This is a genomic window from Geofilum rhodophaeum (assembly GCF_002210225.1).
Taxonomy (GTDB): Bacteria; Bacteroidota; Bacteroidia; order Bacteroidales; family Marinilabiliaceae; genus Geofilum; species Geofilum rhodophaeum.
Genome location: NZ_MWUJ01000010.1, coordinates 1 through 22,801, shown reverse-complemented (window position 1 = coordinate 22,801; position 22,801 = coordinate 1). Strand labels below are relative to the sequence as shown.

Annotated in this window: 18 protein-coding genes; 8 read left to right on the top strand and 10 right to left on the bottom strand. The window is 53.0% G+C overall.

The window, feature by feature from the left end; genetic code table 11:
* Positions 1-70: 70 nt before the first annotated feature.
* Genes hflC through B4W65_RS10410 form a run of 3 tightly spaced genes read right to left on the bottom strand, consistent with a single transcriptional unit; the run spans position 71 to position 4,250 of the window.
* Positions 71-1,009, bottom strand: coding sequence for a protease modulator HflC (gene hflC, locus B4W65_RS10420; protein ID WP_088655170.1), 939 nt, complete (start codon positions 1,007-1,009; stop codon positions 71-73).
* Positions 1,010-1,034: 25 nt separating this feature from the next.
* Positions 1,035-2,009, bottom strand: coding sequence for an FtsH protease activity modulator HflK (gene hflK / locus B4W65_RS10415; protein WP_088655100.1), 975 nt, complete (start codon positions 2,007-2,009; stop codon positions 1,035-1,037).
* A 36-nt stretch (positions 2,010-2,045) separates the two neighbouring features.
* Positions 2,046-4,250 (bottom strand): bifunctional alpha,alpha-trehalose-phosphate synthase (UDP-forming)/trehalose-phosphatase, encoded by a 2,205-nt coding sequence (locus B4W65_RS10410; RefSeq protein ID WP_088655099.1) that lies wholly within the window; start codon positions 4,248-4,250, stop codon positions 2,046-2,048.
* 175 nt (positions 4,251-4,425) lie between these two features.
* On the opposite strand from B4W65_RS10410, the gene B4W65_RS10405 reads away from it, so the two are divergent.
* The 4 genes from B4W65_RS10405 to B4W65_RS10390 all read left to right on the top strand — a co-directional run bounded on the left by B4W65_RS10405 (position 4,426) and on the right by B4W65_RS10390 (position 8,015).
* Positions 4,426-6,246, top strand: a complete 1,821-nt coding sequence (locus B4W65_RS10405; RefSeq protein WP_088655098.1) for a glycoside hydrolase family 15 protein — start codon at positions 4,426-4,428, stop codon at positions 6,244-6,246.
* A 274-nt stretch (positions 6,247-6,520) separates the two neighbouring features.
* Entirely contained in the window at positions 6,521-6,742 is a 222-nt protein-coding gene (locus B4W65_RS10400) for a helix-turn-helix transcriptional regulator (protein ID WP_088655097.1), read from the top strand.
* A 32-nt stretch (positions 6,743-6,774) separates the two neighbouring features.
* Complete coding sequence (locus tag B4W65_RS10395) at positions 6,775-7,878, top strand: AAA family ATPase (protein ID WP_088655096.1); 1,104 nt, start codon at positions 6,775-6,777, stop codon at positions 7,876-7,878.
* Positions 7,875-8,015, top strand: coding sequence for a DUF4276 family protein (locus B4W65_RS10390; RefSeq protein WP_088655095.1), 141 nt, complete (start codon positions 7,875-7,877; stop codon positions 8,013-8,015). The genes B4W65_RS10395 and B4W65_RS10390 overlap by 4 nt, the downstream gene beginning before the upstream one ends.
* Before the next feature lie 32 nt (positions 8,016-8,047).
* Here B4W65_RS10390 and B4W65_RS10385 read toward each other — a convergent pair whose 3' ends face one another.
* Together B4W65_RS10385 and B4W65_RS17705 are read right to left on the bottom strand one after the other, a co-directional pair.
* Positions 8,048-9,025 carry a tetratricopeptide repeat protein gene (locus B4W65_RS10385; RefSeq protein WP_146697773.1) on the bottom strand — a complete coding sequence of 326 codons (978 nt, stop codon included), beginning with the start codon at positions 9,023-9,025 and terminating at the stop codon, positions 8,048-8,050.
* A gap of 85 nt (positions 9,026-9,110) precedes the next feature.
* Positions 9,111-15,026 (bottom strand): alpha-2-macroglobulin family protein, encoded by a 5,916-nt coding sequence (locus B4W65_RS17705; protein WP_088655093.1) that lies wholly within the window; start codon positions 15,024-15,026, stop codon positions 9,111-9,113.
* 268 nt (positions 15,027-15,294) lie between these two features.
* On the opposite strand from B4W65_RS17705, the gene B4W65_RS10375 reads away from it, so the two are divergent.
* The 3 genes from B4W65_RS10375 to B4W65_RS10365 are packed head-to-tail and all read left to right on the top strand — an operon-like array spanning position 15,295 to position 18,210.
* A complete protein-coding gene (locus B4W65_RS10375) occupies positions 15,295-16,398 on the top strand; it encodes an ABC transporter substrate-binding protein (RefSeq protein WP_158522832.1) in 1,104 nt (367 codons plus the stop codon).
* Positions 16,398-17,441 carry a FecCD family ABC transporter permease gene (locus tag B4W65_RS10370; RefSeq protein WP_088655091.1) on the top strand — a complete coding sequence of 348 codons (1,044 nt, stop codon included), beginning with the start codon at positions 16,398-16,400 and terminating at the stop codon, positions 17,439-17,441. The genes B4W65_RS10375 and B4W65_RS10370 overlap by 1 nt, the downstream gene beginning before the upstream one ends.
* Before the next feature lies 1 nt (position 17,442).
* Positions 17,443-18,210, top strand: coding sequence for an ABC transporter ATP-binding protein (locus B4W65_RS10365; protein WP_088655090.1), 768 nt, complete (start codon positions 17,443-17,445; stop codon positions 18,208-18,210).
* Here the strand turns inward: B4W65_RS10365 and B4W65_RS10360 are convergent.
* Positions 18,189-18,566, bottom strand: coding sequence for a hypothetical protein (locus B4W65_RS10360; RefSeq protein ID WP_088655089.1), 378 nt, complete (start codon positions 18,564-18,566; stop codon positions 18,189-18,191). The two genes, B4W65_RS10365 and B4W65_RS10360, sit on opposite strands and share 22 nt — an antisense overlap.
* A 53-nt stretch (positions 18,567-18,619) precedes the next feature.
* Between B4W65_RS10360 and tsaA the strand changes: the two genes are divergently transcribed.
* The gene (tsaA, locus tag B4W65_RS10355; protein WP_088655088.1) at positions 18,620-19,564 is read left to right on the top strand and encodes a tRNA (N6-threonylcarbamoyladenosine(37)-N6)-methyltransferase TrmO; all 945 of its coding nucleotides are present in this window, start codon (positions 18,620-18,622) and stop codon (positions 19,562-19,564) included.
* Here tsaA and folK read toward each other — a convergent pair.
* The 4 genes from folK to B4W65_RS10335 are packed head-to-tail and all read right to left on the bottom strand — an operon-like array spanning position 19,539 to position 22,700.
* Positions 19,539-21,146, bottom strand: a complete 1,608-nt coding sequence (folK, locus tag B4W65_RS10350; protein WP_088655087.1) for a 2-amino-4-hydroxy-6-hydroxymethyldihydropteridine diphosphokinase — start codon at positions 21,144-21,146, stop codon at positions 19,539-19,541. The genes tsaA and folK overlap by 26 nt on opposite strands.
* The gene (locus tag B4W65_RS10345) at positions 21,133-21,498 is read right to left on the bottom strand and encodes a dihydroneopterin aldolase (RefSeq protein WP_088655086.1); all 366 of its coding nucleotides are present in this window, start codon (positions 21,496-21,498) and stop codon (positions 21,133-21,135) included. Before B4W65_RS10345 ends, folK begins: the two co-directional genes overlap by 14 nt.
* Position 21,499: 1 nt before the next feature.
* Positions 21,500-22,219: an SDR family oxidoreductase gene (locus tag B4W65_RS10340; protein ID WP_158522831.1), complete on the bottom strand. Its 720-nt coding sequence runs from the start codon at positions 22,217-22,219 to the stop codon at positions 21,500-21,502.
* 19 nt (positions 22,220-22,238) lie between these two features.
* The gene (locus tag B4W65_RS10335; protein WP_088655084.1) at positions 22,239-22,700 is read right to left on the bottom strand and encodes a GAF domain-containing protein; all 462 of its coding nucleotides are present in this window, start codon (positions 22,698-22,700) and stop codon (positions 22,239-22,241) included.
* Positions 22,701-22,801: the final 101 nt, after the last annotated feature.

Here is a 22,801-nt window from a genome sequence, read left to right as displayed (position 1 = left end):
TGTCAAACTGTAATCTATTACAAAAAAAACCAACAAGCGCCCGAAGGCACCTGTTGGCCCGCCGAAAAAATCAGCGCATATCTTTCAAATACTTATAGAGTTCACTCTTGGTCGATAAAATAACCTGAGTCTCCCCGTCAAAGGTCTTCTCAAAAGTCTCCATCGCCTTCATAAAAGCATACAACTCACGCGAAGCTGCCGACCGGTCGTACACCCCAGCATATATTGATGCCGCCTCGGCATCGGCCTTACCCATAATTTCCTCCGCCTCCTTAAAGGCTGTCGATTGTATCACCTGCAAGTCCCGCTCCTTTTCACCGTTGATGGAAGAAGCCTCCCCCTGTCCTTCCGAACGAAACTCATCGGCAATACGCATGCGCTCACTGCGCATCCGGTTGTACACCTGTTCGCGCACCTCCTCCTCATAATTAATGCGCTTGATTTTGAAATCGAGGATGGCAATTCCCAAATCTGCGGCCTGGCGATTGGCCGACTCCTGAATCATTTCCTGAATGCGCTGGCGCCCCACCTCAATTTGCACCAGCGAATCGGACAGCATTTCAGAAATAACATCGGTAGCCACAGGAGTACGGTTGCTGGTACGCACCACCTCTTCCAAATTATGATTGGCCACATGGTCGCGCGTTTCGCCATCTAAAATATCGGCAATCCGCGACATGGCTCCCCTTTCATTCGTGAGACGAATGAAAAATTTCAAAGGATCGGTAATTTGCCAACGGGCATAAGAATCCACAAAAATAAACTTCTTGTCGCGGGTCGGAATTTGGTTGGCATCGCCATCCCACTCCAAATATCGCTTATCAAAATAATTCACCTTCTGAATAAAGGGCAGCTTAAAATTAAGGCCTGGTGTGGTAACCGCTTCTCCAACGGGACGACCAAACTGGGTAATAACCACCTGCTGCGTTTCATTAACCACGTAAACACTGCCAAATCCAACAATCAGCAGAATAATTAATACGGGTATCAATACTATTGTTTTCTTCATTTTGTACATTTTTTTGGGTTGGTGACTACTGCTTGTTGGCCGGACTCAAAGGCATTTGCAACAGAGGCAGCACATTGTTGCCCTCCTGGTCGGTAATGATTTTGTTGCCCAACTCAGGCAGCACCCGCTGCATGGTTTCCATATACAAACGACGGCGCGTCACCTCCGGCGCCTTCACATACTCCTGATAAAGCAGTTCAAAACGCGTAGCCTCCCCTTGCGCATTATTCACCCTGGCCGAAGCATACCCCTCAGCCTTTTGAATGGTTTCACGGGCCTGCCCACGGGCATGCGGAATCACCTTATTGTACTCACTCTTGGCCTGATTAATCAGGGTTTCCTTTTCCTGTTGCGCCTCATTCACGGCATTAAAGGCACTTTTCACAGGATCCGGGGGCGTAACATCCTGCAACACCACCTGCTCAACCCGAATACCCAACTCGTATTCATCGCTCAAACGCTGAATCAATTCCTCCACCGCCAGCGCCACTTCCGAACGCCCCACGGTCAGCACCTCATTTACGGTACGATCACCCACCACTTGACGCATTGAAGATTCCGAAATATCACGTAAAGTATTCTCAGGATGGCGCACCTTAAACAAATAACTGTAGGCATCGCTGATGCGGTACTGCACCACCCACTCCACATCGGCCAGATTCAAATCGCCGGTTAACATCAGCGACTCATCTGCAGTACCCCGCTTGGTATACTCCGAGCGCACGTTGGCCTCTACCGTGCGAAAACCAAACTCCTGCTTTTCCTGGCGCTCTACCGCAACCTTAATCACCCGCTCCACCAAAGGAATCTTAAAATTCAGTCCGGGATTCACCTCCCTGGTATATTTGCCAAAGCGGGTAATAACACCCACCTCTTCAGGTCCCACCTGAAAAAACCCGGTCCACACCAGCAAAAGCACCAGGGCCCCCAGGATTATTTGACGTGCATTCTTAATTAAGGCAGCCACCTGAGGTGGCACCTGAAAATGTTGATTGCTCATAAATCTGTATTAGATATAAAAATAAAAGCAATAGGCCTAGGCCAATTGCTTCAGAAACTTACGCACCGCTTCAACGGTCTCCAACTTGTACGAAGCACTCGTGTGCTTAATGCCAACCTTTATGGTAACGGCCGTATCGGGCAATTCACGGAACAAAAACTCATCGGTCCAGTCGTCGCCCATCGCCATTATAAAGTCGGCATCCATATTCATCAAAAAATTATTGGCCGCAGCCCCCTTATTGATGCCGCCGGTCTTCACTTCCACCACCTTGTTGCCCTCCATAATCTCCAGATTGTGGTTGGCCACCAAACCAGTCAGCTCATCGCGCAATTCCTTGGCACGCAACTCACCCAGCTCAGCTTCAGCACCTCTAAAATGCCACACCAACGAATAATTCTTCTCCTCCAAAAAGGAACCCGGTGTACGGTCCACATAACTGTCGAGCACCGGCCTAATCATCGGCATCCAAGAGTTGGAGGCATTGGCCAGCATTTCCCAGTCACCGCCCAAACGCTTCAACCAAACCCCGTGCTCACATATCAGATTCACCTGTTTGCCCTCGAACCAACGCCCCAGCGTTTCCTTATCGCGCCCACTGATGATGGTCACCACATTCTGCTCAATGCTGGTCAACTCCTCAATCAAATGCTCCAGCTCAGCATCGGGCTGCACCTCCTGCGGATTGTCCTTAAAACCCTTAAGGGTGCCATCGTAGTCCAAAAAGATGGCCCGCTTCTTCGCCTTCTTATATCGGCCAACCAGCTCCTCGCTGATTTTATCGGTGATTTTCTTCGCCAAAAAGTCCTTCTGCAAACGATTTACCCGCTGCAAGGCCCCTACAAAATCCTTGGCCCATTTGAACACATCGTAGCGCTTCAGACGCTTTTGCATGGCAGTCATCCGCTTCACCTGTTCCTCGCCCGGCATTTCAAGCGCCTGCAGAATGGCCCGCTCCGTTTCGTTCTCATCGTTGGGATTAATCACCACAGCTTCTCCCATCTCCTTAACCACACCCGCCATTTCGCTCAACACCATAACACCCGTCTGATTAATGCGCGAGGCCACATATTCCTTCGCCACCAGATTCATTCCATCTCTAACCGGTGTAATCAAAGCCACGTCGGACATGCTGTACATCTCCACCAAGTTTTGGAAAGGCATGGAGCGGTAAAAATACCATACCGGGGTATAATTGATGTTGCCGTACAAACCATTGATGCTGCCCACGAGCTCATCCACCTCACTCTTCAGCCGCTGATAGTGAATCACATTATTGCGCGAAGGTACAGCCAACATAATCAAACTCACCTTGCCATGGTACTCGGGGTGTCGCTCCAAAAACTTATTAAAAGCCCGCAAGCGATGCGGAATGCCCTTAGAATAATCCAGACGATCGATCGAAAGAATCAGCTTCCGGTCCGGATCCATTAAAAAGTACTTTTCCAACTCACGATGCACCTCCGAACGGTCCTTCAAAGGCGTTTGATGAATACGACTGGCCGCCTCGGCAAACTTATCGTAATCAATCCCCATCGGGAAAGCATCCGCCAGAATAATCCGGTCGTCGATATGAATTTGATTGAAATTGATCTCATAACCAAAAAGACGGCGCACACTGCTCAAAAAGTGTCGCTCGTAATCGTAAGTATGGAAACCAATCAAGTCGGCACCCAACAAGCCCTTCAGCAGCTCCTTACGCCAGGGCAGAATGCGAAAGACCTCATAAGACGGAAAAGGAATGTGCAAAAAGTAGCCGATGGTGATGTCGGGCCGTTCCCGCTTAATCATCTCGGGGACGAGCATCAACTGATAATCGTGCACCCAAACATAATCGCCCTCACCCAGCACCTCCAGGGTTTTATCGGCAAATTTCCGGTTCACAGCCACATAGGCCTCCCAAAACTCGGAATGAAAATCAACATATTGTGGGAAATAATGAAAAAGCGGCCAAATGGTGTTGTTGCAAAACCCCTCGTAAAATTCCTCCACCTCATGCGCCGTTAGGTGCACCGACTCACAACCTTCCTTAGCCAGCAAAGCCTCCACCTGCTTAAGCTCAATGGGCGATTTGGTGTCCGAAGCAATGCCCGGCCAACCAATCCACTTTCCGTTAAAATCCTTATAAACCGAATTCATCCCCGTAGCCAATCCACCCACACTGGGTTCCAGCCCGGGTTTATCTTCGTCATAAGTAATACTAAAAGGCAGTCGGTTGGATACAATATGTAGTTTCTTCATAAAACAGTAGAATTTTTGGGTTGGCAAAAAATCAAGAACGATTCTAAACAAATATAGGCAAAAGAAAGAACTTTTCCCAGCAGGACGAGCGAAATCGGAAGGCCTCCGGCTTTCTTTTCTGAATCCTTTTTAGCTTCTTTACGTTACCTTTTAAAGCAAAAATCATAAACAGCGTATGAAGAAACAATGTGAACGCAGTCTGAACTACGGCATCATCGGGAATTGTCGCAGCGGTGCCCTGGTGTCGGACAAAGGAGCCATCGAGTGGTTGTGCCTGCCCAAATTCGATTCATCTTCAGTATTTGGCAAACTGCTCGACGAAGAGAAGGGAGGCAGTTTTGAAATTCTGCCGGAGACGGAGGCTCAAATATCCCAGAAATACGATTGGAACACCAACATACTCATCACCCGCTTTACCTGTACCGACGGCATCTTTGAAGTACACGACTTTATGCCGCGCTACAAACTCGACAACGGCAATTACTACATGCCCCCCGATGTCATTCGTTACTTCAAGCACATTGAGGGAGCCCCTACTTTTCGCATAACCTACGATCCCAGACTCGAATACAGCAAACACCCCACACAAATAGACATATACAAAAGTTTTGTAAAAGCCCAAACCGCCAAGGGCAATTACGACTCCATGTACCTGTATTCGAGCATGAACATCTCCAACGTAGTTTGCCGGCAACTGCTCACCCTCACCAAAGACGAGTTTGTACTTCTGAGTTACAACCAAAAACTGCTGAAACAAACTGTCGAACGCTCGTACACCAAACTCTCACGCACCAAAGCCTACTGGCTCACCTGGGCCGAGCGCACCACCCGTTTTGGAAAATACAACGACGCCATTGCACGCAGCGCCCTGGTATTAAAGCTCCTCAGCTACCAAAAAAGCGGCGCCATACTGGCTGCCCTCACCACCTCCCTGCCCGAGACGGTAGGAGAAGTGCGCAACTGGGACTACCGTTTCTGCTGGATACGCGATGCCTCCATGGTCATCAAAGTCATGACCAGTCTCGACCACTACAACCTGGCCAACGACTACCTGCGCTTCATCACCGATTTATTGCCAGAGAAAGACGAGCGCATCCAAATCATGTACGGCATCAACGGGGAGAAAAAACTGACCGAAGAAACACTCGACCACCTGTCGGGCTACTGCCATTCAGCCCCTGTACGCACCGGCAACGCCGCCTACAAACAAAAACAGAACGACATCTACGGCATCCTGATGGATGTCATTTACCAACACTTCCAGCTGTTCTCGGTCACCCTCGAACACAGTGAGGAACTTTGGACCATTACCCGCAACATGGTAAGGGCCGTAGAACGCAACTGGAAGCGGCCCGATAAAGGCATCTGGGAAATGCGGCAAAACGACCGTCACTTCACCTTCAGCAAAGTGCTTTGCTGGGTAGCCGTAGATCGTGCCATAAAAATTGCGTCCCTTCTGCAACAACGCGACCAGGCCGAAGCATGGATGCCGCTGCGGGAGAAAATAAAACAAGACATCCTCACCAAGGCCTGGAACGAAGAAAAACAAGCCTTTACCCAGGCCTACGGAGTAGCTGACCTGGATGCTTCGGTACTGCAAATGGAATTTTACGGCTTCATTGCCGGCAAGGATCCCCAATTTGTCAGCACCGTAAAAGCCATACAAAAGGAGCTCGGCCATAAAGACCTCATGTTCCGCTACCGCAACAAGGACGACTTTGGCGAACCCTCTTCGGCCTTCACCATCTGCTCCTTTTGGCTCGTCAGAGCCCTCTACATGATTGGAGAGGAAGAAGAAGCCCGGAAAAAATTCGACCAGCTTCTGAGCTATTCCAACCACCTGGGACTATTCAGTGAGGACCTCGATTTTGAGACGAAACGCCTCTTGGGGAATTTCCCACAGGCCTACTCCCACCTGGCCCTCATCGACACCGCCATGCTTCTGGCCGGCGGCAAACTCAGCAAGGAAGAACTCCTGCTCCAAATCATTCACTAAAGGGCTGTGCAATAGACAATGTTTTACAAACAAAACCCCGGATTTACCGGGGTTTTGTTTGTAACGATCTTTTTCAAAAGTGCCTTCCTCCAAACAACTGATCATAAACCTTGAACCCTTAACATCGCTATGGGATTTGGCAGGCATATTGGTCTCCAACTATAAAGCAGGACTCAAGTAGATCAAGCACCATTTCAATTACATAATTTAGAAATTTCATTTTAGTTTACTAAATTAGCTTCACAGTTAAAAAAAGATACGTAATTTGCATATTATGAATGAAAGAAAGCAAATTAACAGGTTGAAAATTGTTCTTGCTGAGCAGAATAAAACCAATAAATGGTTGGCTGAACAGTTAGGGAAAAGTTTAACCACAGTTTCAAGATGGTGTACCAATGAATCGCAACCCGGTATTGAAACCATGATTGAAATAGCAGCGCAACTTAATGTTGATGTCAGGGAGCTCATTGTATCAACCAAACTTGAAAAATCCTAAGGAATATATCCCGGTTTTAAACCTGAACAATTATGATTGAATATATAGAAATAAAAGGTTTTAAATCAATAAAGCACTTAGAGTTGGAACTTAAACCAATCAATGTGTTTATTGGAAGCAATGGTGCTGGAAAAAGTAATTTTATTTCGTTTTTCAAGTTACTCCACGCCATTTTTAATCAACAATTGCAACGATATGTGATTGAAGAAAAAGCAGACAACATCCTCCACTTTGGCCGGAAAATAACGGAAACCGTGTTTGGCGAAATGATTTTTTCCGAAGATGCGCAAAACAATAATGCCTATCGATTTAACCTGGCTCAAACTAAAGATGGTGGCTTATTTATTGCACAGGAAGCATCTGGTTATAATGTAATAAGGAATGATAATACAAAAGGATATTATGGAACTTCAAATATTCAAGAATCGAATATTCCAAGTTCGGATTCTTTTCGAAACAACTATCTGAAGAAGTATTTATCCAATATTCAAATTTATCATTTCCATGACACTTCAGCAACTTCAATGCTTCGGCGTGAATGTGATATCAATGACAACGATTCTCTTAAAACCGATGGACGAAATCTTCCGGCATTTCTATACTACTTGCAAGAAGAGCATCCCAAATCATTTTCTCGACTTGAGAAAACGATAAAATCAATTGCGCCCTATATCGACAAATTGATTCTGCAACCTAAAAAACTGAATAAAACCGAAATAGAATTGCGTTGGATTGAGAAGGGCGACCCTAACTCAAATTTCAATGCCTATCAGTTTTCTGATGGCACATTGCGTTTTATTGCTCTAGCTACGGTATTAATGCAACCAAAGCCTCCTGCCGTAATAGTTATTGATGAACCGGAATTAGGGCTTCACCCACAAGCAATACAAAAATTGGCAGGTTTAATAAAACTGGCGTCAAATAAAACACAACTAATTATTTCAACCCAGTCGGTTAACCTTGTTGATTGTTTTGAAACAAATGACATTGTTACCGTTGACCGCAGCACCATAGAAAACCAATCCATATTCAAACGCTTAGATGAAGGCAAGTTAAAAGGTTGGCTCGAAGAACACACCCTTGGCGAATTATGGGAACGAAATATTATTAACTCGGCTCAACCTTTTTCAAAATGAAGAGAATTATAATTATTGGTGATTACAGCAAGGTGGTATATGGGTCGCTATTGGCACAGGAAATCGGTCTGGATAAAATTCGGGAAAGGTGTCCACGCTTTAACAATTGGATTGAACGGTTGTTAGCCATTGAATAACAATGACAAACGCACAGAAAAAGAATTAATCTTTACTGCAGCAACATCCAGTCGCCAAGCATTTCGTATTCCCGCGGATTGTCGTTGATCCACAGCATACTCAGATCGGGGTAACGACTGTAGGCAATGTGGTGGGCCAGAGCCTCGGCAAATTCGAGATGATGAATCTGCTTAAAAAAGTCGCTGTAAAACACCCAGAGGGCATCCTCGGAGTTCACTTCGACCTGCGACATGTGTGCCATCAAAGCCATGGTTTGTGCCACAAACCAATCGCCTTTCTCATCCCGTGTGCCCGAAAAAGCTTGGGGCAGAAAGTCCGACTTAAAACCACTGCTGGCTCGTGAGAACTTAGAAATGCTTTCCTGGTTGGCCGACCAGCTGTCGTACAGCCTTTCCAGGGCGGCTACCAAATCGGCACTGTGCGCCTCATCATGAAACATGGTCAGGTAATACAACATGGGCAAGGCTGCCTTCAGATTCTCGCCCCTGCGGTACATCTGCTCACCCAGCAAAAGATGGGCTTCACCAAAAGCCGGATAAGCATAGATGGCCCGTAAGAGATAGCGCTGCCCGTTTTCGGGATCAAAAGGTATGGCAAAACGACCGGCATGGTACAAGAGTCGGTAATCACCCGGAAAGGCTTCCAGGCCCTGCTCCAGCCAACGGTCGCGTTGACTCACATTGCCCAACTCAGCGTGGGCCAGCGTACCCGCCACCCAGGCATCGGGCGAAGGACGCTGTTGGTCCTTGCGCGCATCCACCGCCTTCTCCAGGGCCCGCTGGGCATCGCCCTGCTCCAGATACAACAAGGCCTGGGCACCCAGAACCTCGCCATCGCTTACGCCCAGCAAGACCGCCTGATCGAGCAATACCATCGCCGAATCCATCACCCCGCGACCCATTAAGCGAAGGCCCTCGTCCTTCATCTCCTGACCTTTCGACTGGCCCCAAAGTGCGGGAAGCGCCAGCAGCGCCAACATAACAACCGTCCAAAACCTTAAATTCCTCATTGCTTAATTGTATTTCCCTATTATTCAACCGGAAGGCAGACAACCTGTCGCAGCCTCCATTCAAAACCTCTTTTGCAGGACTGTCCTACCGGTCTCCTTTCTTTACATTTATTGTGCCACCCTTGCTGAACCCGGCAAATTCAGGTGCATAAAAACACTGCACACGTGCCGGTCCCTCACTGGCCCGCCCCTGCATGGCGGCATTCAGCTCAAAGGTGAGACTGAAACGGCCGCGGGGCAAATGGTCAATAAAGACATCGGCTCCGGCATCGGTCAGCGACAAATAATAACCCAGACCCTGCGCATAACGGTAACCCGAAAGAGGATTGGCCGGCTCCAGCAGACTGGCCCGGGGCAGGTGCAAGTGCACAAATTCAAGGGCTTGGGGACTTTCCACCACGACCCGAACCATGAGCCGATCGCCCGGTGTTATCTCAAGACTGTCGCCTACCGGCAGCCACTGCTCCCGGGTGCCGACCAGTACCCGCCTAAGGACTTGGCGCTCAACGGTCAAAAAGCCACCGGCTTCCACGAGGGAATCGGCCGCAAAACGACTTACCATCAGGGATGCGTAAGAGGGGGAGTCGGAGGTTTTGTCGAGACGGATGCGACCGTATTCGGGTGTTACGGCAGGGCCATGAAGGGAGAGACTGCGAAAGCCGCTGCCCGGTGCCTCGGTCCCGAAGCGCAAGTCCTGCTCCCCCACCCGCAACACATCTTTGTTGTGGGAGGTAAAAAGCGGTCGTTCAGAACTGGCCAGGGCATACACGGCCGCTACGGTGGCCCGCGTACTGCCCCAATGTTGCGTACGTTTTTGCTGAATCAGCCAATTTTCCATACCGGCCAGGACTTCGGCGGGAGCCCTTACTTCACGCAGGGCTTCGAGCGCCGCCACCTGGGTCTCCACCGGTGCCTGATACCAATAGGGCCCTGCTGGAAATTTGTAGTAGTAGGTGCCCTCACCCACCAACAAATGCTCCTGTAGTGCTGCCTGCTGGCGTTCGACTGCTGCACTGCGCCCAAAACGGTGCATGACTTGCAAGGAGCGGGCCAGGAGCGCCATGTTCTCCCTGGGCGGATACGCTTCCAGGCGATCGACCCAGTACAAGAGGGTACTGTCGCCACGCAGCTCCTCCACCCCACTCAAAGCGTGGACTTGTCGAACCACCTGGGGAGCAAGAAAGAAGTCCCCCTCCTCGTCCCAATCAGCACCCTGCTTCAGGGCCGCCTCCGCCCTTCGTTTATGATCGGCCAATTCGCTCAGCAACCATTGCCGGGCCCGGTCGACCAGCTCCCGGGCCTCCCCTGCATCTGCACCCATGCGCTCTAAGTAAGCAAAGCCCTCCACTATTTGTGAGGTAATTCCGGCAGAGGCCGACATCCCCTGAAACCAGGGCCAGGCCCCACTCGAAAGTTGCAAGGTCTCCAGGCGCTGAAGCGCCTCGTAGCGCTCCCTGTCGAGCGCCCCTTCGCTTACCAAAGCCGCCAGACGACGACGCCTTTCCGCATCACTTTCCGCCTCCCGCAACCAGGGCGTGGCCGTCAGCAAGGCCATTTTGAGCTCCGGCTGTCGCTCCAAAGCAGTCTCCCACACCGAATGCTCTTCGGGGGGGAGACTCGCCCAGGCCTTGAGCACGCGCTCAATTTGGGGATGCTGCTTAAAAATCTGACGGGCCACGCTTGCAGCAAAAAAGCGGTTAAAAGCCTGATCGGCATTGTCATAAGCCTGCTCCTGCAACCAGGGCAGGGCACCCAACACCTCCCAGGCCGCATTCTCGGTATAGGTCAGCGTAAAGCGTTCAAAGCGCTGGCCGGCTCCCTCCAGCAAGATCGGCAATTCCAAATCGTAATGACCCGCCTTATTGAAAAAGAAGGGACGGGTATCCGTAAGGAGTGTGCGGGCGGGGAGGACCGCCACCACTTGCTGTTCGCCATCGTGCAACTGTCCCGAAGTCGCCGACAACACCAGCTCCAGTCCCCTTAGTCCCTCAGGCACCTTCACACGCCAATCTACCAAAACCGCCTCTCCCGCTTCGGCCTCCCAGCTCAGGGCATCCAGTCCGGGCATGGGAAGGGTCTGACCACTCAGGGCATCGCGGACCGTGATATGTGCCATGCCGCCCAATTGGTGACGGCTGTTGTTGAGAATTCGGGCAGTAAAATAAAGCTCATCGCCCTCTCGCAAGATTCGGGGCCATTGCGGCAGCACCATCAAATCCTTACGCGTTACCCGCAGGGCCTCCATTCCGACCGAGCGACCGTCCCTGGTATGGGCCAAGGCCAGGAAGCGCCAGCCGGTGAGCGCTTCGGGAAGGGTAAAATCAAAAACAGCCTCCCCCTTTTCATCGGTTTCGAGGTGCGGAAGAAAAAAGGCGGTCTCCCTCAGATTGCTGCGAATGGGAGTTGCTGTTCCGGGGGGCGGAGGGGGCGCTTGAGGCGCCACCTCTTCTTGTCGCGTTATGGGAATCATTTCTTCTTCCACAGCGCCCGACATCGCCCTGTCTTCTGCAAAAGCGACCTCATCATCTGCCATGTTTAGTACAGCAGCGCTGCGGGCCGACTTCAACAGGGGACCGCGACCAAAGGTGAAATCCTTGGTGTGGGTCCACATAAAGGCCGGATAGGGCTGCTCAAAAGCCAGCTGCCTGTAGGGCAAGGAGCGACCGCCGGAATAAGCAAAGAACCCGGCATGGCTGTCCCAGCGCAAAAAGGGCTGATAAGGCGGCGGAAAATTGAGGACGGGCAGGCTGTGCCCGCGATAAGCGTCCAGGGCAATATCGTACAGCAGAGCGGTGACTTCGGCCGATACGGGCTGCCCCTGGGCATCGCGCAATTTTACTTGCCAGGTTTGGGGACTTCCCGGCAAGAGGGGGTCTTCCGGGGCTGTGAGACTCAACTCGAGCTGTTCGGAGACCGCCTCGACCTCCAGGGAAAGCTGCTGGGAGGCGATGCGATTGTGGTGGGGCAAAAGGACCTGTACGCTGAGGCTGCCGGTGCGACCGGCAGGGAGGGGAAGACGAAGGTTTTCCCACTTTCCGTTTAAGGCCAGCGGCTTGTTGTAGAGTATTTCCCCAGCGAGCTGCACCAGCACCTGGGCCTGAACGCCGGGATAAACCGAAGCAAGGCGTAAGTGCAGCTCTTGACCCGGTAAAAGTTGGTCGTCGCCCACATGCACCAGTGAGAGGACTTCAGATAATTTATAGCGGTTCGACTTGGGATGCAGCACCGTAAAGCGGTCTTCGACCCGCAAGGTATCGCCCCAGGCATCCACCCAGCTGGCCGTAAAACGATAATAACCCTCTCCGAGTGCTTTGTCCAGGTTCAACTCTTGCATCCACCGCCCCTTCACCTCCATACTGCCCCGACTTACCCTGTCCAGCACCACTTCGCGCGGCAGCGGCTCAGGCAAGTCGTACAAAAAGGTATCGGCTTCGACCCGATAATCCGGTGCAGCCACCTTCAAGGCCTCAATACTGTAAGCCACACGCCCCTCCAGGTCCTGCCCCGACAGGTTCTGTAAGTCCACCCGCAGCGGCAACTTTTTCAGGTCCTCCGCCACAAAGCGGTCCTGCAGTTGCAGAGAGAGACGGCCGCCCTTTTGGCCCAACTCAAAAGAACCGCTGCTGCTGTGGGTTTCTCCGCCGGGTGCCGTAACATCGGCTTCTACAAGAAAAACGCTTCCGAAGCCAAAGGACTGAGTCGCCTCCTCTGCAGAAGTCTCCACACTTATTTCCAGCTGTCCCTCGGCATCGGTAAGTCCTTTACCGGCAGCAAGCGGCTGCTGCGCCCGCGGCAGCCGCCAATAGTGTTGTCCCCTTTGTACCCGCCAGGCCACCTCAGCCCCGGCCAGGGGCAAGCCATTCAAGAGCTCGGCACGCAGGGTCAGGCGAACGCGCTGACCCAATCGCGCCTGGCCCTCCAAAGGCAAAACTTTTACCTGAAAGCGGGGACGCTTAACGGCCTCCACCAAAACGGAAGTCGCGCCCCTGCTTGTCCGCAACATAAAATCTCCATTCAGCTCGCCCTGCGGGAGGACAAAGCTCCCGGAAGCGGAGCCGTAGGTGTTGGTGCTAAGACTGTGGCGACTCAGTTCGCGGTGGTTTACATCGTAGAGCACAACTTCCCGACGCTCATCCGCAAGGACCCGGGAAAGACCCAGGGTATCCCGCTCCATGGCAATGATTTTGTAATGCACCCTTTGCCCGGGACGGTACACCGCCCGGTCGGTCAGCACAAAATCGCGCTGCGCCACCCTTAATGGCTGTTTATAGGACCCGGAAATCCACAATGGACGGGTAAAAAAGCGGTCCGCCCCCTTCTCTAAAAAGAAACGCATTTGTCGGCCTCCAGTACCCTTCAAAGGCAGCACCACATCTCCGGCGGAAGAAGTCTCCACGACCAAAGGCCCGGCGCCCATCTTTGTCTCGTAGGCGCCCACCTTTACGGGACCCAGGCCAGCACCTGAAAGGCGATCGCGCAACGCCAGCAATAGACTGTCGCCATAAGTCATCTGCAACACCGTCATGTCGCTCACCTGAATCAGGGCATAACGAAAAAGCTCAGACGCCCCGGGGCCCTGTGCAGAAAAAAGACTGTCGGACACCACCAGGGCATAAAGGCCATAAGGCAAAGTCTCCCCCAGGCGCAAGGCTGCCTTGTGCTGCTTAAAATCATCGTAATGCGGCAAGTCTATGGTTTGTTTCAGCTTCGGAGTCCCGCCTTCCAACTGCCGCAGCAGCCAGGCCTCGCCAGGCTCCCGAAAATCCGCTATATCGGGCTGCTCCAGCGCGTAAAGCGCCACATGGAGACTGTCCACATTCACATAAGATACCTGGTAGTCCAAGGGCTGTCCCCAAGGCAGCACTCCCGGTGTTTCCAACTCCAGTCCCCCTTGCTCCAACACGGTTTGGAGACTGTGCGCCAAACGCGCCGCCTCGGTTTCGGGGAAATCCTCCTGAATTTGGAGTGCCAGAGCAAGGGCCTCGCCCAACCAGTTGCGTTGGTCCTCCTCGCTTTGATAGGCACGCGTCTGATAAAACAAGGCCCGATGAAAAAGCACCCGGGCCTGGGCGGGACTCCCAGCCACTTCGTCGCCCAGTTGAAGGAGACCTTGCTCATAAAGCGCCTCCCCCTTGTCCCCCTGGTACAAGGGATACAACAATTCCAAACGCAGCAGGTCCACATCGCACCACAACTCGGTGCTCGCCTCGTGCTGCCTGTACTGCAACCACTCCTGCAACAAAGTCAGGGCCTCTGCCTGCAGACTCAGCGAATCGCCCTCCGCCAAGTCCATGGCCAGGAAACGCTCCCGGTCTTGCAACAAGGCCTCCTGGGTCCAGTCCACCCCCTCCGCGCCGGGCAGCTCATACAGCTGCTCGCCCAAAAAGACCCTCAGCGTGCGTTCCACCAACAGGTCGTAGAGACTGGGCCGCAAGTACAGCTTTTCCTCTCCCTCCAACAACAGCGGCCGGTAGTTCTCAGAAGGCTCTGAAGCCAGCACCGCCTTATCGCTTAGCGACAAGCGGTAATGCTGCCGGGCCTTTCCAGCCAGTTCCTGCGCCGTCCAATCGCTCCATCGCGAGCTGCCGCTCACAGCCGCCCCTTCTTCCAACAAGCGCCACCTGTTTTGCTGATAATACGTCCGGTACAAATCGCCCAGAATGCTGTGCGTCAACTGTCGTGCCGGCACCCAAAGCGCTTCCAACTCCGCTTCCAGCTCCCTGATGTTGCGTTCTGTGGCATCGTCGAACAGCTGCTCGTTCATTCGAATGCGGTACAAAAGACCCTTGATGTAGTCGTTGGTGCTTTGCGCTTGGCGACTTTGTAAAAGAATGGTGTCGGCCACAGCAAGGCCGGAACGGGGCAAGGCCAGTTGCTCCAGCGAATCGGCCCGCTGCCAAAGCACTTCAAAATCGGTAAAGGCAGGGCTGGTCATGCGTTGACTCTGACAGCCGGCCAACAAAACCAACCAAAGGATAAGGATGTAAATATTGCGAGGCATAGCAAAAAGTATGACGTAAATAAAGCAGGCATCAAATTACAAACAATCCCCAACAATTGTACCGCAAATCGTCTTAAGAGATTGGTGGGGCAACAAAAATCCCTTATTTTTGACCAGATAACACGAATTACTAAAAAAGTATTACTATGAGTGTGGTCCGCTTTGGCGTTTCGCTGGAAAAAGAAAGGGCGTGCAACACGGCAAGCTGACCATGAGCAGACCCCTTCCCCATGAAACAACAAAGCCCTGAGCCATGAAAAGCTGCACCATGCCAACAAAACGTACCCACTTGCTCCCCCTGCTTATACTGCTTCTGCTGAGCCTTGGCTTCGCCTGCACAAGCCGCCCTTCCGCCGGAGCGGAACAAGGCGACTACCGGGTGGTGCGCGACATGCTCGACCGGGAGGTGAAAGTACCCCAGCACAGCGCGCGCATTGTGGGATTGGGTGCCGGAGCGGTACGCCTGCTGGTGTACCTGGAGGCGAGCGAGCGACTGAGCGGGGTGGAAGAAATGGAACGACGACCCGGACGTCCCTACTGGCATGCGCAAGAGCACTTGCGGGCACTCCCGCAAGTGGGACCCTCCCACGGCGGTGATCCCGAGCTTTTGGCACACAACGCCCCCGATCTGCTGGTCTTCAGCAACGCTTCCCGACAGGAGGCCGAGCGCTTGCAAGCACTCACCAAAATCCCCGTCCTGGCCCTTACACCCGGCAATCTGTTGCAAGGCCGAGAGCAGTTTAACCAAGCTGTCACGCTCTTGGCCGATGTACTGGGCAAACAGGAACGGGGCGACCGACTCCTGAGCTTCATCGACCAACAAATCGGGGAACTGCAAGCACTGGTCGACAAGCAGACTCCCACACAAGGCCCCTCGGTCTACCTCGGTGGCGTCAGCTTCAGCGGGGCAAGAGGTCTCTCCTCCACCCTGCCGGAGTACGAGGCTTTCACCTGGCTGGGACTGCAACAACCGGCGACCGCGCTGGTACAAAACAAAGCAACTCGCAGCAACCGTGCCCTAAGCATCGATCCGGAGCAGCTCCTGGTCTGGCAACCCGACTACCTTTTTATAGATGCAGCGGGGCTGCATCTTTCGCAGGAGGACCTGCGTCCGGAGGCCCCGCTGCCACAACTGCTATCGGCCTTTGCTAAAGACCGCGTACATACCTTCATGCCCCATAATTTTTACGCCACCAATTACGAAAACCTGCTGATCAACGCCTGGTTTACCGCCTCGGTGGTTTTTCCTGAAAGACTTTCGCAGGGCGACTTTGAACAGCGCAGGGCAGAAATCTATCGTTTCTTTTTGGGTACGGATGTTTCGGAGGACCTCCTGCAAATTTATCCCGCCTGGCAAAAACTGAAGCACTGATGCAAAAACCCCGGCAACAAAAACGAAAACAGCACCTGCTGTTGCTCCTTATGCTGGTCCTCCTCCTGCTGCTGATACTACCGGCTCTGGCGCTGGGCAGCTCGGATTTGGGACTGCGTGAAATTGCGGACGCCCTTATTAAAGGAGACGACGCCGGGGTGCAACAAATTGTGCTGGGCATTCGCCTGCCCCGGGTACTGGCTGCCCTCATGGCCGGGGCAGCACTCTCCATTTCCGGGGCTGTTATACAAACGGTCATCCGCAATCCTTTGGGTTCGCCCTATACTTTGGGACTGAGTGCGGCTTCGATGTTTGGTGCGGCCTTGGCCATTGTAATGCTGGGGCATTGGGCCCGACAAGCGCAATTGGGCATGCTGGCCAACAATCCCTGGCTCATCAGCGCCTCGGCCTTTCTCTTTGGCCTGCTCTGCGCCCTTTTTATTACAGGCATCGCCCGCTGGCGGGGCGCTTCACCCGAAACACTGATTATGGCCGGCATCATCATCTCCGCCCTTTTCGGCTCAGCCACCTCCCTGCTCCAATACCTGTCCGACGATGTAGAACTGGCGGCCATCGTCTCCTGGATGTTTGGCGACCTGGGAAAAGCCACGCCCCAAAATGTTCGCATTATGGCCCTGGCCCTGCTGCCCGCCCTCCTGTGGTTTCTGGCCAACACCTTTTCCCTATCCACCCTGCATGCCGGCGACGAGGTTGCCGCCAGTCTGGGTATCCGTGTCAACCGCCTGCGCATGCTCAGCGTCGTGGTGGCCTCCCTCATTACCGCGGTCACCGTAGCCTTCTTTGGGGTAATTGCCTTTGTGGGACTCATTATTCCGCACATCACAAGGCGCTTGCTGGGTTTTGGCGAAGGGGTGGTACTGACCGGCTCGGCCCTTCTGGGCGCATTGTTTCTTCTGGCCAGCGACTTGCTGGCCCGTACCCTGGTGGCACCGGTGGTGCTGCCCGTAGGCATCATCACCTCCTTTGTGGGCGCCCCCTTCTTTCTCTACCTTTTATTTCACCGTCTTCCCAAACGTCCCTGATATGTCCGCCATCACCTTCCAAAATCTCTCCTTTGGCTATCGCCGTCACCACAAAGTGCTCCGCCAGCTCAATGGCGAAGTGCCTGCGCAAAAACTCACCGCCATTCTGGGTCCCAATGGTTGCGGCAAAAGTACCCTGGTCAAATGTCTGATGCGCCTGCACCAGCCGCAGCAGGGGGAAATAAAGTTGATGGACCGGGCGCTGGGGGACTATGCGCACAAGGAACTGGCGCGCACCCTGGCCTATGTGGCCCAATCGTCGCAAGCCATCTTTCCCATGGATGTGTATAGCACGGTAATGCTCGGACGCAAACCCCATGTGAGTTGGCGGCCGGGAAGGGCGGACCATCAAAAGGTGCGTGCTGCCATAGCGGATATGGGACTGACGGACAAAATGCTGACGCTGCTGGAAGAGTTGAGTGGCGGTGAGCAGCAAAGAGTACAAGTGGCCCGGGCCCTGGCGCAGGAACCCGCCGTATTGCTGCTCGACGAGCCCACCGCCAATCTCGATTTAAAATACCAAAAGGAAGTCATGCAACTGCTGCGCCGGGTAGTAGAACAGGGCATCACCGTGGCTGCAGTGCTGCACGATGTAAACCTGGCCCTGCGCTATGCCGATCATTTTATACTGATGAAGCAAGGAGAGATTTTGGCCCAGGGCGGCCCGGCTGTTTTAACAGAAAAAAATCTGGCCCTGCTCTACGAAACGCCCTTAACCTGCCTCACCAAAGACGGAAACACCTGGTTTCAAGCCTGGGGAACGGGCTGACCCGTAGCGGCGGAGAAATCAAGCAGGAGCTTACGCAGGCGTCGGTTCCGCTGCAAAAGCCCGGTAATTTTCCCGACCACTCCCGCCACAATCACCCCGCCTGCAAAGAGGCCCAGCGACCAGTAACGACCCAAATCCGTAAAATTAGCAAGATAAATGAAAGCCAGAATGAGCCCGGGAAGGGCATACAGAATAAAGGAGCGACCCGAAGCGCAACCGCATTCGTTCAACAAATCATTGAAACGGGTTTCCCATTGCCGGTTGACCTCATCACGCAATTCAGGGATGTTGAAAACGACCGAGTCTGGCCGTTTTTCAACGACCAAAGGCAAATCCTCTACAGAAGTAACCTCCATAATCACAGCACTTAAGAAATAACAACAGTCGAAGATAATAAAAACAATTGAATATGAACCCTTCTTTTACACCCATTGGTCACGTCAGAAATTCCATTCGCGAGCCCCGCGAGGGTTTCAGCAAAAAAAACGAAACCAGCATTTTAGACTTGCTGCCACAATTCGCTGAAGGCCTGTATCGTCTCGACGATTCGAGCTACATCGATGTGCTGTTTTACTTCGACCGGTCGGACAGCTACCAACTGCAGGGTCCCATCTTCACCGGAGAGGTAAAGGGCGTATTTGCCTCACGCAGTCCCCGTCGCCCCAACGGCATTGGGGTGACCACTGTAAGACTGCAGAAAGTAGAAAGAAATAAGGTTTGGGTAAGCGGACTGGATGCGATGGACGGCACTCCAATTTTGGACATCAAACCAGGAAGTATGCCCCCTACAACGGAAACAGCAGAGGCCGAGACTTTGCGCCGCGAACGGCTGCGCAACAACCCCCGCTTTGATGTAATCCGGGCCATAAAGAGCGAAGACCTCGAGGAACTCCTGCTGGGGGCGGGACAAATGCACGGACATTTTTGTCCCGGTTTGGCCCTTGGGGTAAAAGCAACTGCCTACGCCATGAATGCCCTCAGCGGCATGAGCGACAACATGGAAGATTTGCGCGCCATTTTAGAAACAAAATCCTGCTTTGCAGATGGACTACAGTATGTAAGCGGCTGCACCCTGGGCAACCAGGCCCTGCGCTTGAAGGACCTGGAGCAAACCGCTTTTACCCTGACCCGGAAGAATGGGAAGGGGCTGAGGGTGGCCGCCCGGCAGGAAGCCAGGCAGCTTATCCAGGAGAGCTTCCCGCAATTCAACGCGCTTTTTCAACAGGTGGTGATTCAGCAAAGCCAGTCGCCCCAACTGAAGGAAGATTTTAGAAAAGCGACGCGCGACAGGGCCTTTGCTGTGCTGCAGCTGCCCTTCGATCAGCTCTTTACGATGGAGGAAGTGGCAGACTAAAGCTGAAGGTGCTGCCCTTCCCCTCCTCACTTTCGACCCAAATCCGGCCGCCATGCTTCTCCACCAATTCCTTGCACAGGGGGAGTCCCAGGCCGGTGCCCTTTTCATTATCGGTGCCGAGTGTGGAAGTCTTTTCCCCGGTTTCGAACAATTGCAAACGCCGGTCCTCCTCAATCCCCACCCCATTGTCCGACACCGCCACCACCACCTCCTGCTCCTGCGAAAAGGCCTCGATCTGAACAAAACCATCGCGACGGGTAAATTTGATGGCGTTGGAAATAAGGTTACGCAAAATCGTCGCCAACATGTCCTGATCGGCCCAAACACGGAATTGTCCCACCTGAACACGAATGCGGATGCCCTTCACAACGGCCTGAGCCTCCAATGGACTCAGCACCTCCTGAATCACAGCCTCCAAGACCTGGGGCCCGGGCCGATGGGGCAGACGCCCGGTCTGCATGCGCGACCATTCCAACAAATTCAAAAGCAGGGCGTAGGCGCTCTCTGCACCCTCGTTGATCATTTTGGCATAGCGGGCCACCTTTTCAGGGTCCCGCTGCTTTTCTTCATCCAATAAGAGTTCGCTCAAACCAATTAGGGCATTAAAAGGAGCCTTTAAATCGTGGGCCACAATCGACATCAACTTGTCCCGTTCGGCCAAAGCCAGCTTCAATTGCTGGCCCTGTTCATAAAGGGCTGCTTCCTGCTCCTTTTGGCGGGTCACATCGAATACAATGCCTGCCAAAAAAAGCGGCTTACCGTCAGCTGCACGCCGGGTCACCTTCCCCCGGTCGTAGAACCACTTCCATCTACCCTCCTTCGTGCGAATTCGGTACTCCACTTCATAGACCCCGGTCAGTCCCATCATATGATCACGCATATTCTGCATCACCCCCTCATAATCATCGGGATGCAACTTATCGGTAAAAAACTGGTAATCGATCTTCTCTGGCAACTCCTCCTTCGTATAGCCCAGGGCCAGTGCCTTCAGCTTATTGAAGCGCACCTCATTGTTCTTTACGTCCCAATACCAGTGTCCCAAATTGCCCGTCCACGAAAAGTTGATCTGCTCCTCATTCTCCAGAAAAAAATGCTCCAGCATCGACCGCGTATGCTGCAACTCCTCCAACAACTCCTCCCGGGTGCGAACGGCATCTTCGGGACGCGCAAGTCCCCCGGGTAGGGCCGCGACTGCAGAAAACTGTTCGCCCAGCAGCTGGGCAACCGCCCGTTGTAAAAAGTCGCGCTTAAAAAAGTCCGGATCCACCACCCTTCCGTTCCACACTACCACATCCAAATCGATTACACGCGGCCCGAAACGCGCCACCGTACGATCGCGCCCCATCTCGTCCTCCAGCTGCTTCAGCCAGGGCTCCAGCTCGCTTAAATTCATGTCGGTCCTCAGCAGCACCGCCCCATTCAGAAAATCAGCCTGCTCCTTAATACCGATGGGCGCCGTACGCTCCAGGGCAGAGACCGCCAACACCTCAAACTGCTTTCGCAGAAACACCAAGGCCTGTTCCACATTCTGCTCGGGCGCTATGTTCGACCCCATCCCAACCACGACCTCATTCCATGCCATAGCTTTTCTTTTTAGTCATGTAAAACGACACACTACGAGCAAAGCGTAAGGCGTGGGGCTTGTCCACCTCCACCTCTACCTCTTCCACCCGTTCCTTAGTCAGCAGAAAATCGGCCACATCGGCTGCAAGCTTTTCCAAAAGTTGAAAACGCCTCCCCTCCACCAGGGCAATCACCTCCTTGCATAAAGACCGGTAATCGAGCGCCTCTGCGGGTGCATCGCTCCGTTCCTCTCCCTGCAGGCGATAATGAATGTGCAAATTCAAAAGCACATCCTGTTTCTTACCCACTTCATGGGGATTAAAGCCCACCTCGGTGCGCAAAAGCAAATCTTTAATGCAAATACGAGCCATATTATCCTATTAAATGTGCGCCCGAATCACAGAACACAATCTGACCGGTTACCGCACGGTTAGTCACCAAAAACCAAACTGCATCCAGCAGTTCATCCAGCGCCACGGGGCGCTGCAAAGGCGCAGCCTCCGCCACTTTCTGCAAATAAGCTGCATCCTTGCCCGGAGGCGGCAGTACCGGTCCCGGGGCCACCCCATTCACCCGCCAGGCGGGTGCCCATTCCAATGCGGCCATCCGGGTCAGTTCGGCCAGGGCCTTCTTCGACAGCGAATAGGCGGCATGCGAGCTTTGTGCATTGGTGATGCGCGTATCCAGAATATTCAGCATACTGCCCCCGCTGCCCCGCTTATGCAATTCCTGCATCAGGACAAAAGGCGCCTCAAAGTTCACCTGAAACTGCCTGCGCCACAAGTCCTGGTCCGTTTCTGCCAGCGAAGCGGGTTCAAAGACCGAAGCCGAATTCACCAGCACCTCAGGAAAAGGCAGCTCTCCGGGCCATTGGTCCCAAAACCGGGCCACCGCTTCGGGGTCGGACAAATCGCAAGCAAGAAGCGGAAAATGCCGATGGGGAAAACGCTGCTGCAGTCTTCGGGCCAAATCCTCAGCCTCTTTTACACTGCGGTTATAGTGCAGACCCACCTCCCAGTCCCTGTCGGCAAAAAATTCGGCCAGGGCCTTGCCCACGCGCTTTGCGGCTCCTGTAATAACGATTGCTTGCATAGGTCCCTTCTTAAAATTTTCAGGAATAAATAAGTTCCACCATTTTCTCCAGTCCCTTGCGGTCCTCCTCATCGAAGCGATCAAAGTCGCGACTGTCCACATCCAACACCGCCACAATTTCCCCGGCACCATTACGTACGGGCACCACAATCTCTGAATTGCTTTGCGAAGAACAGGCAATGTGTCCCGGAAACTGATGCACATCGGCCACGACGACACTTTCGCCACGATTCACCGCTGCCCAACATACACCAACATCCTTTTTTAAATTTAAACAGGCCACCGGTCCCTGGTAAGGACCCACCACCAAAGCGCCCTGCTCCAACAAATAAAAGCCGGTCCAAAAGAACCCGCTTTGTTTGTGGTGCAACAAGGCAGTCAGGGTAGCCATACGCGATACCGGATGTGTCGTTGCCTTTATCAAGGTTTCGGCCTGGGCGTAGATACGCGCATAACGGCCGGCTTTCTTCTCCTTTGTCATAATAGGTAAGATACAATTTTTATAAATGCGAGCACAAATATAAACACAAAAAAGAAGGGGCCTCGCGGCCCCTCCTCACTCATCTACTAAGCCAGCGTGCA

Coding starts and splice junctions, on each gene's coding strand:
- B4W65_RS10340 (WP_158522831.1), bottom strand. CDS start 22,219: ATGCAAGCAATCGTTATTACAGGAGCCGCAAAGCGCGTGGGCAAGGCC.
- B4W65_RS10335 (WP_088655084.1), bottom strand. CDS start 22,700: ATGACAAAGGAGAAGAAAGCCGGCCGTTATGCGCGTATCTACGCCCAG.
- B4W65_RS10395 (WP_088655096.1), top strand. CDS start 6,775: ATGATTGAATATATAGAAATAAAAGGTTTTAAATCAATAAAGCACTTA.
- hflK (WP_088655100.1), bottom strand. CDS start 2,009: ATGAGCAATCAACATTTTCAGGTGCCACCTCAGGTGGCTGCCTTAATT.
- B4W65_RS10385 (WP_146697773.1), bottom strand. CDS start 9,025: ATGAGGAATTTAAGGTTTTGGACGGTTGTTATGTTGGCGCTGCTGGCG.
- B4W65_RS10365 (WP_088655090.1), top strand. CDS start 17,443: ATGTCCGCCATCACCTTCCAAAATCTCTCCTTTGGCTATCGCCGTCAC.
- B4W65_RS10375 (WP_158522832.1), top strand. CDS start 15,295: ATGCCAACAAAACGTACCCACTTGCTCCCCCTGCTTATACTGCTTCTG.
- folK (WP_088655087.1), bottom strand. CDS start 21,146: ATGGCATGGAATGAGGTCGTGGTTGGGATGGGGTCGAACATAGCGCCC.
- B4W65_RS17705 (WP_088655093.1), bottom strand. CDS start 15,026: ATGCCTCGCAATATTTACATCCTTATCCTTTGGTTGGTTTTGTTGGCC.
- hflC (WP_088655170.1), bottom strand. CDS start 1,009: ATGAAGAAAACAATAGTATTGATACCCGTATTAATTATTCTGCTGATT.
- B4W65_RS10345 (WP_088655086.1), bottom strand. CDS start 21,498: ATGGCTCGTATTTGCATTAAAGATTTGCTTTTGCGCACCGAGGTGGGC.
- B4W65_RS10400 (WP_088655097.1), top strand. CDS start 6,521: ATGAATGAAAGAAAGCAAATTAACAGGTTGAAAATTGTTCTTGCTGAG.
- B4W65_RS10360 (WP_088655089.1), bottom strand. CDS start 18,566: ATGGAGGTTACTTCTGTAGAGGATTTGCCTTTGGTCGTTGAAAAACGG.
- B4W65_RS10410 (WP_088655099.1), bottom strand. CDS start 4,250: ATGAAGAAACTACATATTGTATCCAACCGACTGCCTTTTAGTATTACT.
- B4W65_RS10390 (WP_088655095.1), top strand. CDS start 7,875: ATGAAGAGAATTATAATTATTGGTGATTACAGCAAGGTGGTATATGGG.
- B4W65_RS10405 (WP_088655098.1), top strand. CDS start 4,426: ATGAAGAAACAATGTGAACGCAGTCTGAACTACGGCATCATCGGGAAT.
- tsaA (WP_088655088.1), top strand. CDS start 18,620: ATGAACCCTTCTTTTACACCCATTGGTCACGTCAGAAATTCCATTCGC.
- B4W65_RS10370 (WP_088655091.1), top strand. CDS start 16,398: ATGCAAAAACCCCGGCAACAAAAACGAAAACAGCACCTGCTGTTGCTC.